17 protein-coding genes are annotated in these 16,118 nt (G+C 50.8%); 3 read left to right on the forward strand and 14 right to left on the reverse strand.

Annotated elements, in window-relative coordinates:
• Positions 1 to 54: 54 nt before the first annotated feature.
• The 9 genes from ACFOLF_RS03620 to ACFOLF_RS03660 all read right to left on the reverse strand — a co-directional run bounded on the left by ACFOLF_RS03620 (position 55) and on the right by ACFOLF_RS03660 (position 9,129).
• Complete coding sequence (locus ACFOLF_RS03620) at positions 55 to 258, reverse strand: CLC_0170 family protein (protein WP_210039772.1); 204 nt, start codon at positions 256 to 258, stop codon at positions 55 to 57.
• 23 nt (positions 259 to 281) lie between these two features.
• Positions 282 to 1,523 (reverse strand): Ger(x)C family spore germination protein, encoded by a 1,242-nt coding sequence (locus tag ACFOLF_RS03625; protein WP_210039771.1) that lies wholly within the window; start codon positions 1,521 to 1,523, stop codon positions 282 to 284.
• Entirely contained in the window at positions 1,492 to 2,610 is a 1,119-nt protein-coding gene (locus ACFOLF_RS03630) for a GerAB/ArcD/ProY family transporter (RefSeq protein ID WP_210039770.1), read from the reverse strand. Before ACFOLF_RS03630 ends, ACFOLF_RS03625 begins: the two co-directional genes overlap by 32 nt.
• Positions 2,561 to 4,180, reverse strand: a complete 1,620-nt coding sequence (locus ACFOLF_RS03635; RefSeq protein WP_210040002.1) for a spore germination protein — start codon at positions 4,178 to 4,180, stop codon at positions 2,561 to 2,563. The genes ACFOLF_RS03630 and ACFOLF_RS03635 overlap by 50 nt, the downstream gene beginning before the upstream one ends.
• 293 nt (positions 4,181 to 4,473) lie before the next feature.
• Positions 4,474 to 5,016: a GNAT family N-acetyltransferase gene (locus tag ACFOLF_RS03640; protein WP_210039769.1), complete on the reverse strand. Its 543-nt coding sequence runs from the start codon at positions 5,014 to 5,016 to the stop codon at positions 4,474 to 4,476.
• Positions 5,017 to 5,066: 50 nt separating this feature from the next.
• Positions 5,067 to 6,053: a zinc-binding dehydrogenase gene (locus ACFOLF_RS03645; RefSeq protein ID WP_379113307.1), complete on the reverse strand. Its 987-nt coding sequence runs from the start codon at positions 6,051 to 6,053 to the stop codon at positions 5,067 to 5,069.
• Positions 6,054 to 6,385: 332 nt separating this feature from the next.
• Entirely contained in the window at positions 6,386 to 6,901 is a 516-nt protein-coding gene (locus tag ACFOLF_RS03650) for a hypothetical protein (protein WP_210039768.1), read from the reverse strand.
• Positions 6,902 to 6,998: 97 nt separating this feature from the next.
• Positions 6,999 to 8,669, reverse strand: coding sequence for a family 10 glycosylhydrolase (locus ACFOLF_RS03655; RefSeq protein ID WP_210039767.1), 1,671 nt, complete (start codon positions 8,667 to 8,669; stop codon positions 6,999 to 7,001).
• Between the two features lie 133 nt (positions 8,670 to 8,802).
• Complete coding sequence (locus ACFOLF_RS03660; protein ID WP_210039766.1) at positions 8,803 to 9,129, reverse strand: hypothetical protein; 327 nt, start codon at positions 9,127 to 9,129, stop codon at positions 8,803 to 8,805.
• 198 nt (positions 9,130 to 9,327) lie between these two features.
• Between ACFOLF_RS03660 and ACFOLF_RS03665 the strand changes: the two genes are divergently transcribed.
• Positions 9,328 to 9,594: a hypothetical protein gene (locus ACFOLF_RS03665; RefSeq protein WP_210039765.1), complete on the forward strand. Its 267-nt coding sequence runs from the start codon at positions 9,328 to 9,330 to the stop codon at positions 9,592 to 9,594.
• 127 nt (positions 9,595 to 9,721) lie between these two features.
• On the opposite strand, the gene ACFOLF_RS03670 is transcribed toward ACFOLF_RS03665, so the two are convergent.
• The 3 genes from ACFOLF_RS03670 to ACFOLF_RS03680 form a co-directional block, all read right to left on the reverse strand.
• The gene (locus tag ACFOLF_RS03670; RefSeq protein ID WP_210039764.1) at positions 9,722 to 9,892 is read right to left on the reverse strand and encodes a hypothetical protein; all 171 of its coding nucleotides are present in this window, start codon (positions 9,890 to 9,892) and stop codon (positions 9,722 to 9,724) included.
• Between the two features lie 241 nt (positions 9,893 to 10,133).
• A complete protein-coding gene (locus ACFOLF_RS03675) occupies positions 10,134 to 10,274 on the reverse strand; it encodes a hypothetical protein (protein WP_210039763.1) in 141 nt (46 codons plus the stop codon).
• A 33-nt stretch (positions 10,275 to 10,307) separates the two neighbouring features.
• Positions 10,308 to 12,113 (reverse strand): LTA synthase family protein, encoded by a 1,806-nt coding sequence (locus tag ACFOLF_RS03680; RefSeq protein WP_210040000.1) that lies wholly within the window; start codon positions 12,111 to 12,113, stop codon positions 10,308 to 10,310.
• Positions 12,114 to 12,435: 322 nt separating this feature from the next.
• Between ACFOLF_RS03680 and ACFOLF_RS03685 the strand changes: the two genes are divergently transcribed.
• Positions 12,436 to 13,620 carry a permease gene (locus ACFOLF_RS03685; RefSeq protein WP_210039762.1) on the forward strand — a complete coding sequence of 395 codons (1,185 nt, stop codon included), beginning with the start codon at positions 12,436 to 12,438 and terminating at the stop codon, positions 13,618 to 13,620.
• A 17-nt stretch (positions 13,621 to 13,637) separates the two neighbouring features.
• Positions 13,638 to 14,609: a TIGR03943 family putative permease subunit gene (locus tag ACFOLF_RS03690; protein WP_210039761.1), complete on the forward strand. Its 972-nt coding sequence runs from the start codon at positions 13,638 to 13,640 to the stop codon at positions 14,607 to 14,609.
• Between the two features lie 80 nt (positions 14,610 to 14,689).
• Here the strand turns inward: ACFOLF_RS03690 and rpmG are convergent, their stop codons facing one another.
• Positions 14,690 to 14,839 (reverse strand): 50S ribosomal protein L33, encoded by a 150-nt coding sequence (gene rpmG, locus ACFOLF_RS03695; RefSeq protein ID WP_210039760.1) that lies wholly within the window; start codon positions 14,837 to 14,839, stop codon positions 14,690 to 14,692.
• 35 nt (positions 14,840 to 14,874) lie between these two features.
• Positions 14,875 to 16,086 (reverse strand): GTP-binding protein, encoded by a 1,212-nt coding sequence (locus ACFOLF_RS03700; RefSeq protein WP_210039759.1) that lies wholly within the window; start codon positions 16,084 to 16,086, stop codon positions 14,875 to 14,877.
• Between the last annotated feature and the right edge of the window lie 32 nt (positions 16,087 to 16,118).

Consider the following 16,118-nt stretch of genomic DNA (forward strand, 5'->3'; position numbering starts at 1 on the left):
CATGTATACCCTCATTCACAATCTGGATCGACGGTACCGCCTGTGATAATCCGCTCAGGTCACGATAGCCGTGACAATATTAATAACAAGCGTCAAGCTGCCCAGACCGATATTTACCCATCCCAGCACATGTGCAATTTTATGCTCCTTTTGCAGCTTGTCCTTGGCCTGCTTTCGTCCATCGAAGCGAAGAATCAAGTAACCCGAGCCAATAAAAGTCAAAATAATAAAATTGACATACCCCACATTTTGAAGCAATTCATCACCTCATTTGATATAAATCAGCTCGCCTTCATCCCGACCCTCCGCATCCGCACCTGGCATTGAATATCGACGGACAAGGTCTTGAAGGTCTCCGTCCATTTCTCATCCGTCCGGATATTGCGATTCCAGTAACCCGGCATCTTCGCCCGAAACTGTTCGCCAAAGCCGAATATATCCGATCCCGCAGCCTGCAATTCTTTAACGAATTCCGTGGTTCCCTTCACAGTCATGGAAGCCGAGGTAACAGCAAGCTCCTCCAGGCTCGCTTGTTTGTCGATTCTGGAGTTCTCGTTCGCATTCTCCTCAATATCCTCTTCCAGGAGCACATGCACCTGCACATGCGGCTTTCCATCCTTCACAGATACCTGCGTTCTGGTTCTTCGCTGCGTGGCTCTGATCATAATCATGTCCTGGCTGCCCTTGCGCCTTGGAATAAAGGCTGTGTAACCTCCCCGCTTCCTGCCGGTCAAAGCCATATAAAACCCGATTTCAAGCGGCTTGGTGCTTCCAACCATTTTATCCGCTTTAAAATAGGCAAGTCCGGCGACTTCAATGCTTCCTTCCCTGTTCATATTGAGCAGCGGCAGGATCGGCTCTACCCCTTTGCTCGTACTCTTGCTCCAGAATATCCCGATAAATTCATTCGGGTATTTGCCCATCTCCACAGCATGATCAAACATGGCCAGCAAATAAAGCGCAGGGACCCTTTCCAGCTGCGGAGCCGCCCTTACCACCTTCTCGGCTCTGCCTTTGGATATACTGAGCCATGCGAGTCTTCGCACCTCCGCATTTCTTCTCAGATAATCATTCAAATTCTCAAGTCCCACGCGGGCTACCTTCTCGGATACGATAATGACGCGAAGATGGCCAAGGAACAGCTTGTCCGCCAGCTGCTGCTGCAGCACACTCATGGCATCATCCATGGTATGTCCGCTTGCCGACAAGATCCAGACCGGCTTCTGCGAAGCCCCGGACCCCCCGCCTCCTTCGTTGCTTGGCCCCAGCGGAATACGTCCCGGCACAGCGATTTGCGCAGTAAGCTGGTACCCGATGCCCTCCGGCTCCGGAATGGAGTCCTTGACATGCGCCACCTCCGGTTCCTCCTGCTCCCCTTGAGGAGTTGCAACATCAATCGCTATAGCAAGCACAACTGCCCGCTCTTCGATTTCCAGACGGTCCCAGCAGCCCGTCAGCAAAGGAACGAAGATGCTCACAAGCAGAAGTGAGCTACAGGTTCTTTTGATGGTCTGAACCGACATTCTCTTCTCCCCTTTTCTTCCGGATCATGGCCAGCATCAACAGCAGACACGGATACCCGACCGTAAGGATGAGTCCGGTTTGACCAACAATATCAATATAATCATACATTTGCAGCACGCTTTGCGGCAGCATGGCGCTCAGAAAGATAAATGGCAGCAGAAAATAAGAGAACATCTTGTGATCGCGGAGACGGAACATTTGCGTAATGGATTTTATCGTCAAATAATAGGTCGAGAACAGCGTCGTGAAAACCGCGGTTACCCAGACAGCCAAAAATGCCGCATCCAGTCTTTCCAGGATATTGGCGGGAAGAGCAGTCGTTTTGGCCAGCTCCAGTGTTGGCCACATCAATACTTTTATTTCTTCAGGACCGAATACGGCAACTGCCGCAATTACAATCAGCAGATATAACACGCCAGATATTCCCCATCCCCATAGCATCGAAACATATGCTCTTTTGGGGGAACGCATGAAGGGAATAATCAATGTGATGACGAAGGAACACTGGAACAGCGCCGCAATCGTCAGCAGGCCGCTGAATATCTGATGGTGCTCGTTTCCCCATATCGGAAGCAGGTTTAAGGCAAAGCCATTTTTGAGCGAAAAAATAACGATGGCAATTCCCGGAACGAACATGAAAGGCAAATAGAATAGATGGACGCTGGTAAATGTGGCGATATCCGTTCTTACAATCACCGCTGCCAGCAGCAGCATCATGATCACCGTCACTTCCAGCGGAGTGCGCTTCAATACGGAGGTCACGACCACCTCTCCAAACTCGCGCGAGGCCAGAGCGGTCAGGATGGAGAAGAAAACGACGAGTGCCATATTGATAACCAGGGCAAGCCATCTGCCTATAATATCTTCACTGTATTGAATCAACGACTTTCTGGGAAAACGTACGCCAAGCACGGTTGTCAGTATCAATCCGACTAATCCGATAAGAGCTCCGATAAGCGTAAACAATGGAGCTCCCGAATCCATGGCATTAACGGACAGACGGGGCAGTTCAAGCACACCGACCCCAATGATGGTGCTAGCGATAACCGCTGCCGCCTGAACCATCGTTATCTGACGAGCTTCCATCCTGATTCCCTCCTTCCTCCGATTCGGTATTCTGCATCGGATCAAGCACATTGGATTGCTGTTCATGGTTGGGCTGCGACTTCTCCCCTACCCGGGTCGGATCAGGAGAATGAAGCATCGCGGGCCTCAGCTTCATCGACCAGATCGGAGCACGCGTAACCAAATCCTTGAAGCCTTGCATATCAACCGGAACTGCCGGGCTCATATACGGAACACCAAAGGATTTCAGGGAAAGCATATGATTCCCGATCACGATCAAGCCAATCACGACGCCATACAAACCAAACATACCGGCCATGATGATAAGCGGAAACCGCAACATACGCAGCGCGAAGGCTGAGTTATAGGCAGGCGTCGCGAACGATCCGATTGTCGTCAGCGCGATAACGACAACGGTAATCGGGCTTGCGAATCCGGCCGCAACCGCCGCTTGGCCGATAACAAGCACGCCTACGATCGATAATGCACCCCCGACCTGCTGCGGCAGCCTGATGGTAGCTTCCCGCAGCACCTCCATTGATATCTCTACAATAAGCACCTCAAAAAAAGACGGGAACGGCACTCCCGCTCTCCCCCCGGCTACGGCAACGGCGAACTCCGTAGGAATCAGTTCGGGATTGAAGGAGATGATGGCAACATATAACGATGGAAATATGAGAGAAAAAACCAGGGCTATTACACGCACCACCCTGATGAAGCTGCCCTGCAGAAAACGCGATGTATAATCCTCGGTTACCTGGTAGAACTGGTTGAACACCGCCGGCACTATAAGCGCGAAGGGCGTTCCGTCCACCAGAATGGAAACCCTTCCTTCCAGCAGATTGGCAACGACTTTATCGGGCTTCTCGGTATTCTGCACCTGCGGGAACGGGGACAGATAGTTGTCTTCGATGAACTGCTCCAAATAGCCGGCATCCATGATTCCATCGATATCGATATTGGACAGCCGCTTTTCCACTTCCTGAACCAGCTCCGGATTTACAATCCCGTCCAGATACGTAATCGCGACATCGGTTTTGGTCACACGTCCAAGCGTAATCACTTTTACCCGCAAATCCGGGGTCATCAGCCGGTACCGGATCAAGCCCAGGTTGTCGTCCAGATGTTCGATGAAGCCTTCCCTGGGGCCTTGAATCACCTGCTCGGTCGGCGGCTGCTCGATCGCTCTCTTGCCAATATCCCGGCAGCCCATAATGAGCACTTCATCCAGACCCTCTATGGCAAGGACCGTTGATCCTCTCGAGATGCCATCCACCAGCTCGCTGATCTTGGAGGTCGTCTTGATGGGACTGTATGTCAGCGTCTGCCGCTTAATCATGTCCGCAAGCTGTTTGGGGGTTTTGCGTTCCTCCTCTGGCGTCTCCACAATCCTCATCAAAGGCCGCAGCACGTCCTCATTGATTTGCGTTTTGTCGGCCAAACTGAAGTAATAGAACAATACCGCCGGATAATGGCCGTGAATATCGAATTCACGGATAATGAAGTCATCGCTGTCTTTAAGCAATTCCTGCAAGAAAAGAACCGTTTCATTAATTGACCGATGAGTAGGCTCATCCCCCAGCTTCTCCATAATCTTGTTGGGCGGCTCTATTTTCCTTCGTGACTGATCAGACCTTTGGATATGATTTGACTTTTGCTTGGATCTATTAATCATGGATCTCCAGACGGACATATCCGTTCCCCCTCACATACCGGAATAGAAAGCTTGCTCATCATCAATATTCTTCTCCATGATAGGCTTCCATTTATTTCATTCGATTATGCATGCGGGCCTGTAACGCTGTGAGGCAGAAAAAAAAGCCAACCGGAAACCGCCGGTTGGCCTGATCAGACAAAAGACTGCCTCGCGGCAGTCCGTTATATTCATTTGGCATAAGCTTTCTGGTGAAATGAAATGATATAGCGGAATAAAGCTTCTCCATCAACAGGCAGACCGCTGCCAGGCTCAAACCAGTTGAACATGGCCCTGTAAGGCTCAGGGACCCATCTGTAATGATGGACATAATCCGTTAAGGTAAATCCGCATTTTTCCCAAAAGCGGATCCGGCTGGCGTTTACGGCCGTCTCATCCGCTTCCGCCTCAATAACGATCCCCTCCAGAGCCTGCTCCTCCTGCGTCCAGCGGGAAATGGCCCGGACGAAATCCGCTCCCGTACCTTGACCCCGCAGGTCCTCCCGAACGGCAAGATAATCGATAACCAGCACCCTGCCGTCATCGCTTCTTGCGGATATCGCCATAGCGGCCGCTTCCTGATTAATCGACCCGATGTGCAGGAAACACAAATGCTTGTCGAACATCCGCTTGATCACCGCATCGGATTTCCGGCCTTCCTGCGCAAAAGCACCGTGATAAATCCGCAGCGCCTCTGGCCATAACGGATGGTTCAAATCAGCTGATGTTATCATAATCAAATGGCTCGTACCGGCACCCCCTGCTGTATTGGAGCTCCTTGCTCCTATTGAAGGAGAAGAACTATTTTCCCAGTGACATGTCTTTGCGATAATCGGGTCAGCGCTTCCGGCACCTGCTCCAGCGAGATAATCTCACTGACCATCGATTTGATCTTCTTCTCCAGCATCAAGGCCATAAACTCGTCCGCCATGGCTGCCAGATCCTCCTCGGCCTCCCGGTTTCCAGATCCATGGGCCCCGCTTAACATGATTTTGTGCAGCGTGAACGTCTTGGAGGAGGGCTGAAAATCCGCTACGGTTTCCGGAGCCCCCGCGATGCAGGCTAATTGCCCCCCGAACTTCAAAGCGGACAGATCCTCCTGGGCGGTTGCGCGGTTGACGGAATTCAGGATCAGATCCACGCCGGCCCCGTCAGTAAGCTCTCTGATCCGGCTGTATGTATCCTCCTTATTATAATCAATTCCGACGTCGGCACCAAGCGCCTTCACATGCTCCATGCTTTTCTGGGAAGCCGTTGTCAGGATCAATGATGCTCCGGCAAGCCTGGCGAGCTGAATGGCATATCCGCCTACGCCTCCTCCGCCGGCATGAATCAGGATCGATTGACCCGCTTGCATATGCATTTTGCGAAATAACACCTGATAAGCGGTCAGGCCAGCGCATGGAAAAGCCGCAGCCTCGACGAAGGAGACGCCTTCAGGAATTCGCGCAGCCGTATGTGCGGTGGTCACGCTGAATTCAGCATATCCGCCCGGCTTGGTAAAATCGCCATGATAAACAACGCGGTCGCCAATCTGCCACTTCGTCACGCCATCCCCAATCTCCACTACTTCGCCCGCAACATCCACGCCCGGGACAAAAGGGTACACCCATGCGGGATGGCCGTTCAAAGCGAGCTTGTAATCAACCGGATTCAATCCGGCCGCGATTACCTTGACCCCGATTTCACCCGGTCCGGCCGCCGGAACCGGCAGCTCCGTCGTTTCCAGGGATTCCGGCTTTCCCGGTCTGTTCCATACAAGTGCTTTCATAATGGTTGCCTCCTGTGTGTTTTGCGCAGTAAAACTTGCTTCACAAACAGAAGCTTTAAGTTTTACGCCGTAAAACCTGCTTCGTTCAGATAAAATGCTATTCTGCCCATAATTCATCTAACTAAGGAAAAAACAGGACCGGATAAGGGCCCTGTTTCCATTGTATAGGTAATCGCTCGGCATTGTCTATTCGGAAGCGGCAGGACCTTGCATTTTCTCCCGATTAGCCGAAGTGCCCCAAATCGATAAAAATGAAACTTACACATTCTATAAGGTTAAAAAAAGACCCGCTCGGTAACCGAGCGGGCCTATGTATAGCCGCAAGCTGACAATTAAGGGATATACTGCTGAACGATGCGGACAACCTTCCCGTCCTTAATCGTCAAATGATAAGGAAAACCGCTCAAATCCACGATATGCTTATCTCCAAAAATGGCATTAAACTTCTCGAGCGGGATTGCCTGATTAAAGACGGGCTGAAGATCTTCTAGCACACCATCCTGATCATATATCTGCATCTCTACCTGCGCGTCTGGATCGATCTCGACCGCTCTGGTTTGATTATCGGAATTGACAATATAATAGCCATCCGGCGCGCCGTCCATTCCGGAATACGGTTCATTCTCTAGAAAAGCTTCATTGGCGGCGGCACCCTCAAACCATTGAATATCGTCGACTGTCAAATACAGCTTGCCTTCCTTGTGATCAATATGATTGATAAAAGCGGTCACCGTTTCAGCCGACTGCCCGGCTGGCGCGCTTTCTCCCTTGCCTACGGCATTTGCGCTTGGGATGGAGAATGCCAGAACGACTGCAATTACGGCTGTAGATAATGATAATTTTTTCATACTTAAGCCACTCCCTATCAAGGACATCTGGTTATAGAATAACTATAACCGGGAATAGGCTCCAAATTGTTTCGAAAAGGTAACAATACCGTATAAATTAATTAAGATTGTAATAAACCGTGAGCGCTTGAAGAAGTCCCAGCGGATTTTTGCGCAAATCCTTGGCGCTGAAGAACAGGTCGCCGCTGACTTCTTTAATCGAAGTGTTGTAAGACAATTGATCGATAATCTCCTTGGCATTCTGCCAGCCTGCCTCGGCAGTCCCCAGCTTGTAAGGTGAATGGCCGATATACAGCTTAACGTCCGTGCCCTGTACCTCATTTGCCCACCAATCTACCAAGGTGCCATAGGGAGCCGCCGTGAAAGAGAAGCTCCAGTATATCTGCGGAACGACATAATCGATCCACTCCTGCTTGATCCAGGTGCGTACATCCGCATACATGCTGTCATAAGCGGTTACACCAGCCTTGGTATCCGAGCCTGTCGCATCCAGCGCCTTGTTGCGCCACACCCCGAACGGACTGATGCCGAACTGCACCTGCGGCTTGGCGCTGTGGATGGATTCGCCCAGCTGCCGGACAAATTCATTAATATTATCGCGGCGCCAGTCCGCGAGCGTGGCGAGATTCTTGCTGTTGTATGTCCGGAAAGTAACATCATCGCCAAAGGTGCCGCCGGACGGATAGAAATAATCATCCAGATGGATGCCGTCCACATCGTATTGATGGACCACTTCCATGATCGTATCGATAATATGCTGCCGCGCCTCCGGGATGCCGGGATTAATATAAAACATGCTGCCGGATTTGACAATCCATTCGGGATGCTGCTTGACCACATGATTGACGGCCAGCTTATCCGTTTTCGTATCTGTCGTCGCGCGGAACGGATTGAACCAGGCATGGAATTCCATTCCCCGCTTATGTGTCTCCCCGATCATGAACGCCAGCGGATCATAATCCGGCGCTTTCCCGCTTGTTCCGGTCAGAAAGGCAGACCATGGAACAAGCGTGGAGGGGTATAAAGCGTCGCCTGCCGGGCGAACCTGAACAAATACCGCGTTCATGCCCATTCCTTGCAAATCATCCAAAAGCTTGATGAACTCATCCTGCTGCTTCGTCTTGTTTCCGAATGAACCCGTTGATGGCCAATCCAGATTGAAAACCGTCGATACCCAGGCTCCTCTGAGGCCTGCGCCGATGCCCCCCGTATTCCCGCCGCCGTTATCGTCAAGGGGCGGCAATGGAAAGGCGGGATCGACCGGCGGCTTTGGCTCCGCCGGGGCAACAGGATCGACGGGTTCGGAAGGAGGCAGCTCAGCCAAACCTCCGCTTAGCATCGTGATCGTATGCTCGCTTTGATTCCAGTTTACCTGCAGACCGAGCTGCTCTCCGACAAAACGCAGCGGGACCATAACTCTGCCCTGCTTGACTGTCACAGTCGTTCCCAAGGCAATCTTGCTCCCGTCCACGAGAGCGTAGGTTTGGCCGGCCGTCAGCGCAATCGCCGTTTCAGGCCAGCTGATGGTCACGCTCTTGCTGCTCTGCTTCCAATCCACCGCCGCTCCCAATCCTTCGCTGATCACTCTGAGGGGAACCAGGGTTGTGTCCACTTTAGGAACAATATAAGGAGATACATCGCTTATGATTTCCTGCCCGTCCAAAAAGATCTTAATCGTACTGTAATTCTGGGCATGCACATTCAGGGCCGCAGCTTGCGACCATAAGACAACAAACAGCAAAACAGCAAGGCACTTGCGCAAGTTCATTAATAAATCCTCCAAATTTCGTTAGACTCTGCTTCTTCACTTATATATGGACGCATCATAATGGAAATTGTTGCTTCCAATAAAAAAGAGACCTCCGGAGAGGTCCCTTATATGGGTTCGTATATGTTTTTATTTAAGCTCCGGTTAGTAACGCGTGCATATCTTCGTCGCTTCTTTCAAATCTCAGCACTTCTTCCGCATGGATATCCCGCCTGTCAGGCTTCATAAACTTCTTCCCCTGCAGGTAGTACCCGTTCTCCCTTGCCATGGAGTAAAAAGCACACAGCTGATTGGCAATCCGAACGGCCTGCTCTTCCGAATGTGCGGAATACAGCGTGTTGCCGGAACCGAAAGGACTGTTATTGCTTTGAATGTTGACATCATATTGCCCAATGCTGTCATCTTCCTGCTTCACCGTAATGGTTGTGTTATAGCAGTTCACAAGATATCGGACTGTCATGTCATTCACCGCCTTGATTCAGTTTGTTTTCGGCTTGCCGTATTCCTTATTACACACATTGCTTCACAATTAACCATAATCGTATAATAAATATAGCAAAGGGGTAATTTCACTTTGACAAAAGTGGTATAATCCAATTAGTATTACTAAGCACACGCTTATGCAAATAAAAATCAAATATGTGAACAGGAGATAAACATGGCGCTTAAAATTCATATCAAAAACCTTGTAGTGGTGGACAGCAATGAAGCAGAAGGACTTTACCATTTTGTTGCCACACTGACGGACAACACCAAATGCCGGCTTATTTACAGCAAGAAACCGGATTGGGAGTTAATCGGCGTTAACCGCCTGCTTACCGTTCCATGCCCGATTTGCCGTAAAGACTACTATTGCAACTGTATGTCCAAGCATGCTTCCGAGTTTGAGAATGAAATCAAAGAAAAAGGGCTGATCAAGATCTAACCCTTCATTCCCTGTCGACTCGCTAAACGCTTCGATCCGTTTGATTTGATGAATTCCTGTCTTAGGCTTTACGATCAAATCATACGGGTCCAAACGTATGCGGATTCGCATTGCAGCCGCTCTTCCGCTAAGCTTTATTCAGTCCTTTGTCCGCATGCAGCAAATTCTCTCTCAGTTTCTTATCCGCCCTGTAATAGCTTTGACGCACAAGCTCATCCGCGCATGGCCGCTCCAGCTTATTCTCCTCTTTATTCTGATCCGGATTCGTACGGTTTATGATTTCATACAAAATTCCCATTCGGTCGCCTCCTGTCTCGCTGCCTTATTGCCTGCCTGGCCTGGAACAATGGCTGCATTCGCCGGCACATGCTTTTTCTATGTATATGCGGCTGTATTCATTTTAATTGATAATGATTATCATTGTCAATTAAAAGAAACGTAATTCGCCGTCCTTTAACGGCAAAGCAAATTTCTCCCGGAATTTAATTGCAAAAAAAAGAACCGTACAGACAAGGCTGCCGGCTCCAGGGTTAAAGCTGTTATTCTTTTTTTCCCTGATTTTCTTCCTCATGCTCTTCCCATCTCTTCGAATACGCCTTATTGGTTACCCAAATGGTCAGCCAGACTACAATGACCCCAATAACAATTGCTCCAATCCAGACGCCTGCCGGTACCCCCATGTTGATCCTCCTTTATTGTTGGTATAATGGTATCTATTTTCGATTGGGGAGAGAACGGACATATTGGTCCGAAAGCTCCATCAACTTAAGCACGTAATCGTAGTCTTTGCGGTAAGCGGAGAAATCAGTCACGGGCTTCAATGTTGACAATGATGTCGCTTTACCGTCCTCAAACCCTTTGCCGGGAACAAACAGGATGTCATTGTTGAAAAATGAGCCCGTCGGCAAATAATAGCGCATGCCAAACACATTGTGATCGATATTCAGCAGATCGTGGCCAAACGCTGTAAATTTTTCTTCGCTGAGGGAGACTCCGAGCAGATTGGCGATCGTCGGCATGATATCAAGCTGTCCTCCAACTGTGTTTACAACCTTGCCGTCCGTCTCTCCGGGCATGTGGATAATGAGCGGGATGTTAAACCGGGAAACCTGCGGATCATACGTGATGCCAAGCTCAGAGCTGATAAGAGCGGGATCAATTTGATCGGGCTGCAGGCCGAAGTGATCCCCGTACAGAACCAGCACCGTGTTATCCCACATGCCGTTTTGCTTCAAGCGGTCAATGAGCGTGCCGACCGCATAATCCGTATAGTTGACGGCGGCCAGATAGCTCCCAAGCTGCGTGCCTTTCAGCGCGTCCGGTATTTTCATTTTCAAACGATCCTCCGGCACCTCGAACGGGAAGTGGCTGGATACGGTGACGAATTGGGCGTAAAACGGCTTGCCCTGCTTGCTGAGCTCCGACAGCTTCTCAACCCCTACTCGGTACAGCTCTTCATCGGAAGCGCCGAAGCTGTTGAAATGATCATTGGTATAAAACGGCTTATCGTAATAATGATTGAAATTAAGCGCCGGGTAGAGCTTGCTCCTGTCCCAGAAGCCCACATCATTGACATGGAACGTATCCGCTTCGTAATTGCGTTCCTGCAGCAGTCTTGGCATACTCGGCAGCATGCGGTTCCCGTAGCCTGTCGACATCGCTATTTTCCCCGTCGGATAGATGGACGTGTTCGACATAAACTCGGCATCGGAGGTGTTGCCCTGTCCGATTTGCTGGAAGATATGCGGGAAGTACATGCCCTGATCAGCCAATCCGTTCAGGACAGGCGTCAGCTCCTTCCCGTCCAGCGACAGATGGATCGGAAAATTCTGAAACGCCTCCATCTGAATGACGATGACGTTCTTCCCTTTGGCTTCCCCGAAAAATGCAGGCGCTTCTCCCGGCTGATCCTTATACGCATAGGATGCCTGAAGGTCACTAATTTCCTGGGCGATCTCATCCGTATTGCCTTCCGCTGCTATGCTGTTATCCTTCACGGCCTTGATGGCCGAGGCTACCTGATAATTTAGAAATCCATCGGTCTCGGCCGCCACCAGCTCATTCTCAATGGGCATGCCCAGCTGGATGTATCTGGCGGATATCGCGATGCAGACGACGAAAGTGATAAGCACGCCTATTTTCCAGATGGAACGGTTGGCCGGCAGGCGCACTCCGATGATTCTGAGCACAAGCCAGCCTATAACGGCAATAACGATATCGATAAAATAGAGATAATTGCTTAACTCAACCGTGGACTGAACGCTTGATTTGATTTGCAGCACCTGATCCAGATTATAAAGCGCCGTGTAGGTCGGCACCGAGCCAAAATGCGAGAAATATAAGGTGGCTGCAAACAAGGTGAGCGAATAGATGAAATTAAACAGCCAGAATACAATGGACTTCACCTTAAGCGGCAGAGCGAGCTCGAACAGGCTCAAAATTACCAGTAATGCGGCGGCGTCTGTCGTCAGGCGGCTCCAGGCAATATCATGAAAGAAAAAGCTGCGCAGCAGAATCATTTTCAGAAGCAGCAGCAGGAATGTGATATAAAAGAGAGGAATACGGCGCCGCTTCTCATCCTGGAAGGACAGCGTATATCGTTGTTTTCTGAATAAAGCTTTTTCCACGAAAATCCAGATCCTTTCCTATTCATTTATTCATGTCCTCCAGTATAACATTTACGGACAGGCTCTTCTATAAGATCCGGCCCAATCATGCGCCATATGCCCCCAATCTGCAAGATTGACAAAAAATAGACACTTGGTTTGATCTATTTACCAAAAGGGATAAATCTTTTATACTTAATCGTAATCCTTACTAGTTACGAAAGGTCGGTCCAATATGCCCAATTCGATTTACCGCTGGAGCCTGAACATTGTCACGGTCGGGATATTGGCCGCTCTGCTGCTGGTCTTCACAGGACATCGTATGCTATCGGCGGATCTGTTACCTGATATTTCGGCAGCCCAGTGGCAGAGCCTGAAGACGGTTTTCGTCAGTATTTTTCTGGAGGCGCTGCCCTTCATTCTGCTTGGCGTGCTCGTTTCTTCCTTCATGAATCTGTATATTTCCGAGGAGCGAATGCGCAAATTTATCCCCAAGAATCCGCTGCTGGGCGTTGTATATGCCTGCCTGCTGGGGATTCTGCTTCCCGTATGCGAATGCGGCATGATTCCCATTGTGCGCCGGCTGATCAGCAAAGGCATGCCTGTCTATATCGGAATTACTTACATATTGGCTGCCCCGATCATCAATCCCGTCACTTTCGCAGCGACCTATATGGCCTTCCGGCTGAATACGGACATGGTATATTTCCGGATGGGACTCGCTTTCGCCGTTTCTGCCATAGTCGGTCTGGTGCTGTATCACCGGGTGAGAACCAGCCCGCTTAAATTTGCCGCCGCTTCCCTGGAAGCGGGCGAATCTGCTGACGCCCTTTCCGGCCGTTCGCATGACCGTAATTCGCAAGTTCCAATTCATAATAATTCCGCGCTCCGGCATGGCGCTCATGAACATGTCAGCGGCAGTCATCATCAGGCGCATATGCATGATCATCATATTCACGGGCATGGACATGCGCATGATCACGACCATGATCACAGCCATGCATCGGGAGGCAAATTCCTCTCCGTATTCACGCATGCCGCGGATGAATTTTTTGAAATGGGCAAATTTCTGATGCTAGGCGCTTTCCTGACAGCCCTGATCCAAACCTTTGTCAGCCGGGATTATCTCGTTTCGCTCAGCGGAGGCGATCTCGGCGCGCATGCTCTGATGATGGCTTTTGCCTTCCTGATCTCGTTATGCTCAACCTCCGATGCTTTTATCGCCGCTTCCTTCAACGGGGTATTTCCCAAAGGAGCCCTGCTTGCTTTTCTGGTCTTTGGACCGATGGTTGATTTCAAAAATACGCTCATGATGCTGGCGGTTTTCCGCTCGCGTTTTGTGTTTGGGCTCATTGCCCTGATTACAGCTGTCGTATTGATCCTGTCTATCGTTGCCGGACAGCTTTGGCCAAATCCATAATCAAGGAGGCGCAAGCCATGGAAGAACAATCCGTTGGACGCCAGGTCATCCATCCGATCATCCGTGCGGTTATACTGGGAGGTATCGCGTTCTATATCGCCCGGCTGCAGCTGACGGGGCATCTGACCTTGTATATCGCCCCGCGTATGACGATTTACGTCAAGCTCGCTGCAATTGCCCTTTACGGCGTAGCCGTTGTACAGATCTACCAGGCTTTCAAGCTGTGGAACGGCAAAGAAGACGACTGCGGCTGCGAGCATCCGCCTTCGCCTTCTCTCATACGCAATATACTCGTATACGGCCTGTTCATCGTCCCGCTTGCCGTCTTCATTTTCACCCCGGACACAACCATCGGCAGCGCGATGGCCGCCCAGAAGGGCATGACCTTGAGCACATCGGGGAGCATCAAGATGAAAGAGAAAAACGCCGCTGCCGATCCATCGCTGCTATCGGCTGACGTAAGCGCTCAAGCCGCCTCTGCTCCGCAATCAACGCCCGGCAGCCCGGAAGATGCCCCGTCCGCTGACGGTCCCCAGTCGGAGCTTGCGAAGCTGTTCCCGGCAGATGAGTTCACCGAGGCATATTCCAAATACGGCATGGAGCTCTACCAGAAGCCGCTCATTACCGTTACCGAGAAGAATTATATGGAAATCCTTACGACTATCGATCTGTATCTGGATAACTTTATAGGAAAGAAATTGACCATGGAGGGCTTCGTATACCGCGACGAAACGCTTGCTGCCAATCAATTCATTCTGGGCCGCTTCGCCGTCCAGTGCTGTACGGCGGATGCTCTTCCCTACGGCGTGCTGGTCAATGCGGCAGATGCCGGCGCGTATAAGAACGATACCTGGCTAAGAATGACCGGGACCATTAATAAAACCCAGTATAACGGCACAGACGTCATCCTCTTTACAGCCGGCAAATCCGAGAAAATCAAGCCGTCAGATGATCCCTATGTATATCCGGACTATGATTTTGGCCTATAGTCATGCTTTGCTCGTGTTTATCCGCAGGTAAAAGCCGGGCTGCAGCAGCAGCCCGGCTTTTACCTGCGCGATTATAGCGATTATCTCGTTTCCCGGTGAATCGTGAATTTTTTCAGCCGCGGACTGTATTTGCGCAGCTCCAGCCGCTCGGGATGGTTGCGTTTGTTCTTGGTTGTCGTATAGTTGCGGTCTCCGGTTTCCGTGCAGGCAAGTGTAACAACGACTCTCATGGTTATCAACCTTTCTTGGTTTTAATGATTTGATTTTAATGAAGCACTGCTTCCTCTTCCTGAACCGGATTCGGCAGATCATCCTGGAAGCTGCTCCAGTCCTGCTCAAGCTCCTCGTCCGACAGCAAGCAATCGTCCAGGGTAGAGATGATCTGCGGTCCGTCCATCTCGATCCCGATGAATACAACCTTGTTAATCCGGTCCCCATGCACTTCATCCCAGTCGGTGAGCAGCTCCTGATCCTCAAGCAGAACAGCCTGCCTCTCATCCTCGGGCAGTGCGGCAACCCAGTAGCCGGCGGGTCCAAACTGGATGGACGGGCCTGCCTGGCTGATATTCTGGGCCATATCATGACGGGAGGACAACCACATCATCCCCTTCGCGCGGACAATGTCAACCGGCCAGTTCTCCATCCACTGCAGCAAGCGTCCGGGATGGAACGGTCTATGACGCTCGTAGACAAATGACGAGATGCCGTATTCTTCGGTTTCCGGCACATGAACAGGCTTGGCCATTTCCTTCATCCAGCCTGCCGACGTGCTCGCCGCGTCGAAGTCGAATAATCCGGTGTTCAGAATTTCCGCCGGGTCAATCCTCCCTTGACTGCTGCGGATCAGCCTGGCGCTCGGCTGCAGCTTGCGCAGCACGCCTTCCAGCTCCGTCAAATCCTCTTCATCCACCAGATCGCATTTGTTCAGAATAAGCACATCGCAGAATTCAATCTGATCGATTAGCAGATCGACTACATCGCGGTGATCGTCGTCGCCAACCGCCTGACTGCGCTCCAGCAGCGTATCGCCCGAGGAGAAGTCATGCCAGAACCGGAAGGCATCCACAACGGTCACCATGCAGTCCAGACGGCAAAACGCAGTCAAATCGATACCATGCTCCTCATCGATGTAAGCGAAGGTCTGGGCGACCGGAAGCGGCTCGCCGACGCCCGTCGATTCGATGAGAATATAATCGAACCGGTTATCCCTGGCCAGCTTTTCCACTTCCTTGAGCAGATCCTCGCGGAGCGTGCAGCAGATACAGCCGTTGGACATCTCCACCAGCTTCTCATCGGTCCGGGAGAGGCCTCCGCCGTCCTTGATCAGATCCGCGTCAATATTGACCTCGCTGAGATCGTTCACGATTACCGCAACCTTCAAGCCGCTCCGGTTGTTCAGAACATGATTCAATACCGTGGTTTTGCCTGCTCCCAAATAACCGCTCAATACGGTAACGGGAATTTTGGTCGTATTCATGAATCACAACGTCCCTTCAATTACGTAATTAT

Origin of the sequence: Paenibacillus sepulcri (genome assembly GCF_042647105.1) — a bacterium.
GTDB classification, from domain to species: Bacteria; Bacillota; Bacilli; order Paenibacillales; family Paenibacillaceae; genus Paenibacillus_Z; species Paenibacillus_Z sepulcri.

What these genes read in the sequence shown, in the direction of transcription:
- ACFOLF_RS03625 (WP_210039771.1), bottom strand. Translation starts at nt 1,523, where the DNA reads ATGTCGGTTCAGACCATCAAAAGAACCTGTAGCTCACTTCTGCTTGTG.
- ACFOLF_RS03630 (WP_210039770.1), bottom strand. Translation starts at nt 2,610, where the DNA reads ATGGAAGCTCGTCAGATAACGATGGTTCAGGCGGCAGCGGTTATCGCT.
- ACFOLF_RS03635 (WP_210040002.1), bottom strand. Translation starts at nt 4,180, where the DNA reads ATGGAGAAGCTGGGGGATGAGCCTACTCATCGGTCAATTAATGAAACG.
- ACFOLF_RS03640 (WP_210039769.1), bottom strand. Translation starts at nt 5,016, where the DNA reads ATGATAACATCAGCTGATTTGAACCATCCGTTATGGCCAGAGGCGCTG.
- ACFOLF_RS03645 (WP_379113307.1), bottom strand. Translation starts at nt 6,053, where the DNA reads ATGAAAGCACTTGTATGGAACAGACCGGGAAAGCCGGAATCCCTGGAA.
- ACFOLF_RS03650 (WP_210039768.1), bottom strand. Translation starts at nt 6,901, where the DNA reads ATGAAAAAATTATCATTATCTACAGCCGTAATTGCAGTCGTTCTGGCA.
- ACFOLF_RS03655 (WP_210039767.1), bottom strand. Translation starts at nt 8,669, where the DNA reads ATGAACTTGCGCAAGTGCCTTGCTGTTTTGCTGTTTGTTGTCTTATGG.
- ACFOLF_RS03660 (WP_210039766.1), bottom strand. Translation starts at nt 9,129, where the DNA reads ATGACAGTCCGATATCTTGTGAACTGCTATAACACAACCATTACGGTG.
- ACFOLF_RS03665 (WP_210039765.1), top strand. Translation starts at nt 9,328, where the DNA reads ATGGCGCTTAAAATTCATATCAAAAACCTTGTAGTGGTGGACAGCAAT.
- ACFOLF_RS03670 (WP_210039764.1), bottom strand. Translation starts at nt 9,892, where the DNA reads ATGGGAATTTTGTATGAAATCATAAACCGTACGAATCCGGATCAGAAT.
- ACFOLF_RS03675 (WP_210039763.1), bottom strand. Translation starts at nt 10,274, where the DNA reads ATGGGGGTACCGGCAGGCGTCTGGATTGGAGCAATTGTTATTGGGGTC.
- ACFOLF_RS03680 (WP_210040000.1), bottom strand. Translation starts at nt 12,113, where the DNA reads ATGATTCTGCTGCGCAGCTTTTTCTTTCATGATATTGCCTGGAGCCGC.
- ACFOLF_RS03685 (WP_210039762.1), top strand. Translation starts at nt 12,436, where the DNA reads ATGCCCAATTCGATTTACCGCTGGAGCCTGAACATTGTCACGGTCGGG.
- ACFOLF_RS03690 (WP_210039761.1), top strand. Translation starts at nt 13,638, where the DNA reads ATGGAAGAACAATCCGTTGGACGCCAGGTCATCCATCCGATCATCCGT.
- rpmG (WP_210039760.1), bottom strand. Translation starts at nt 14,839, where the DNA reads ATGAGAGTCGTTGTTACACTTGCCTGCACGGAAACCGGAGACCGCAAC.
- ACFOLF_RS03700 (WP_210039759.1), bottom strand. Translation starts at nt 16,086, where the DNA reads ATGAATACGACCAAAATTCCCGTTACCGTATTGAGCGGTTATTTGGGA.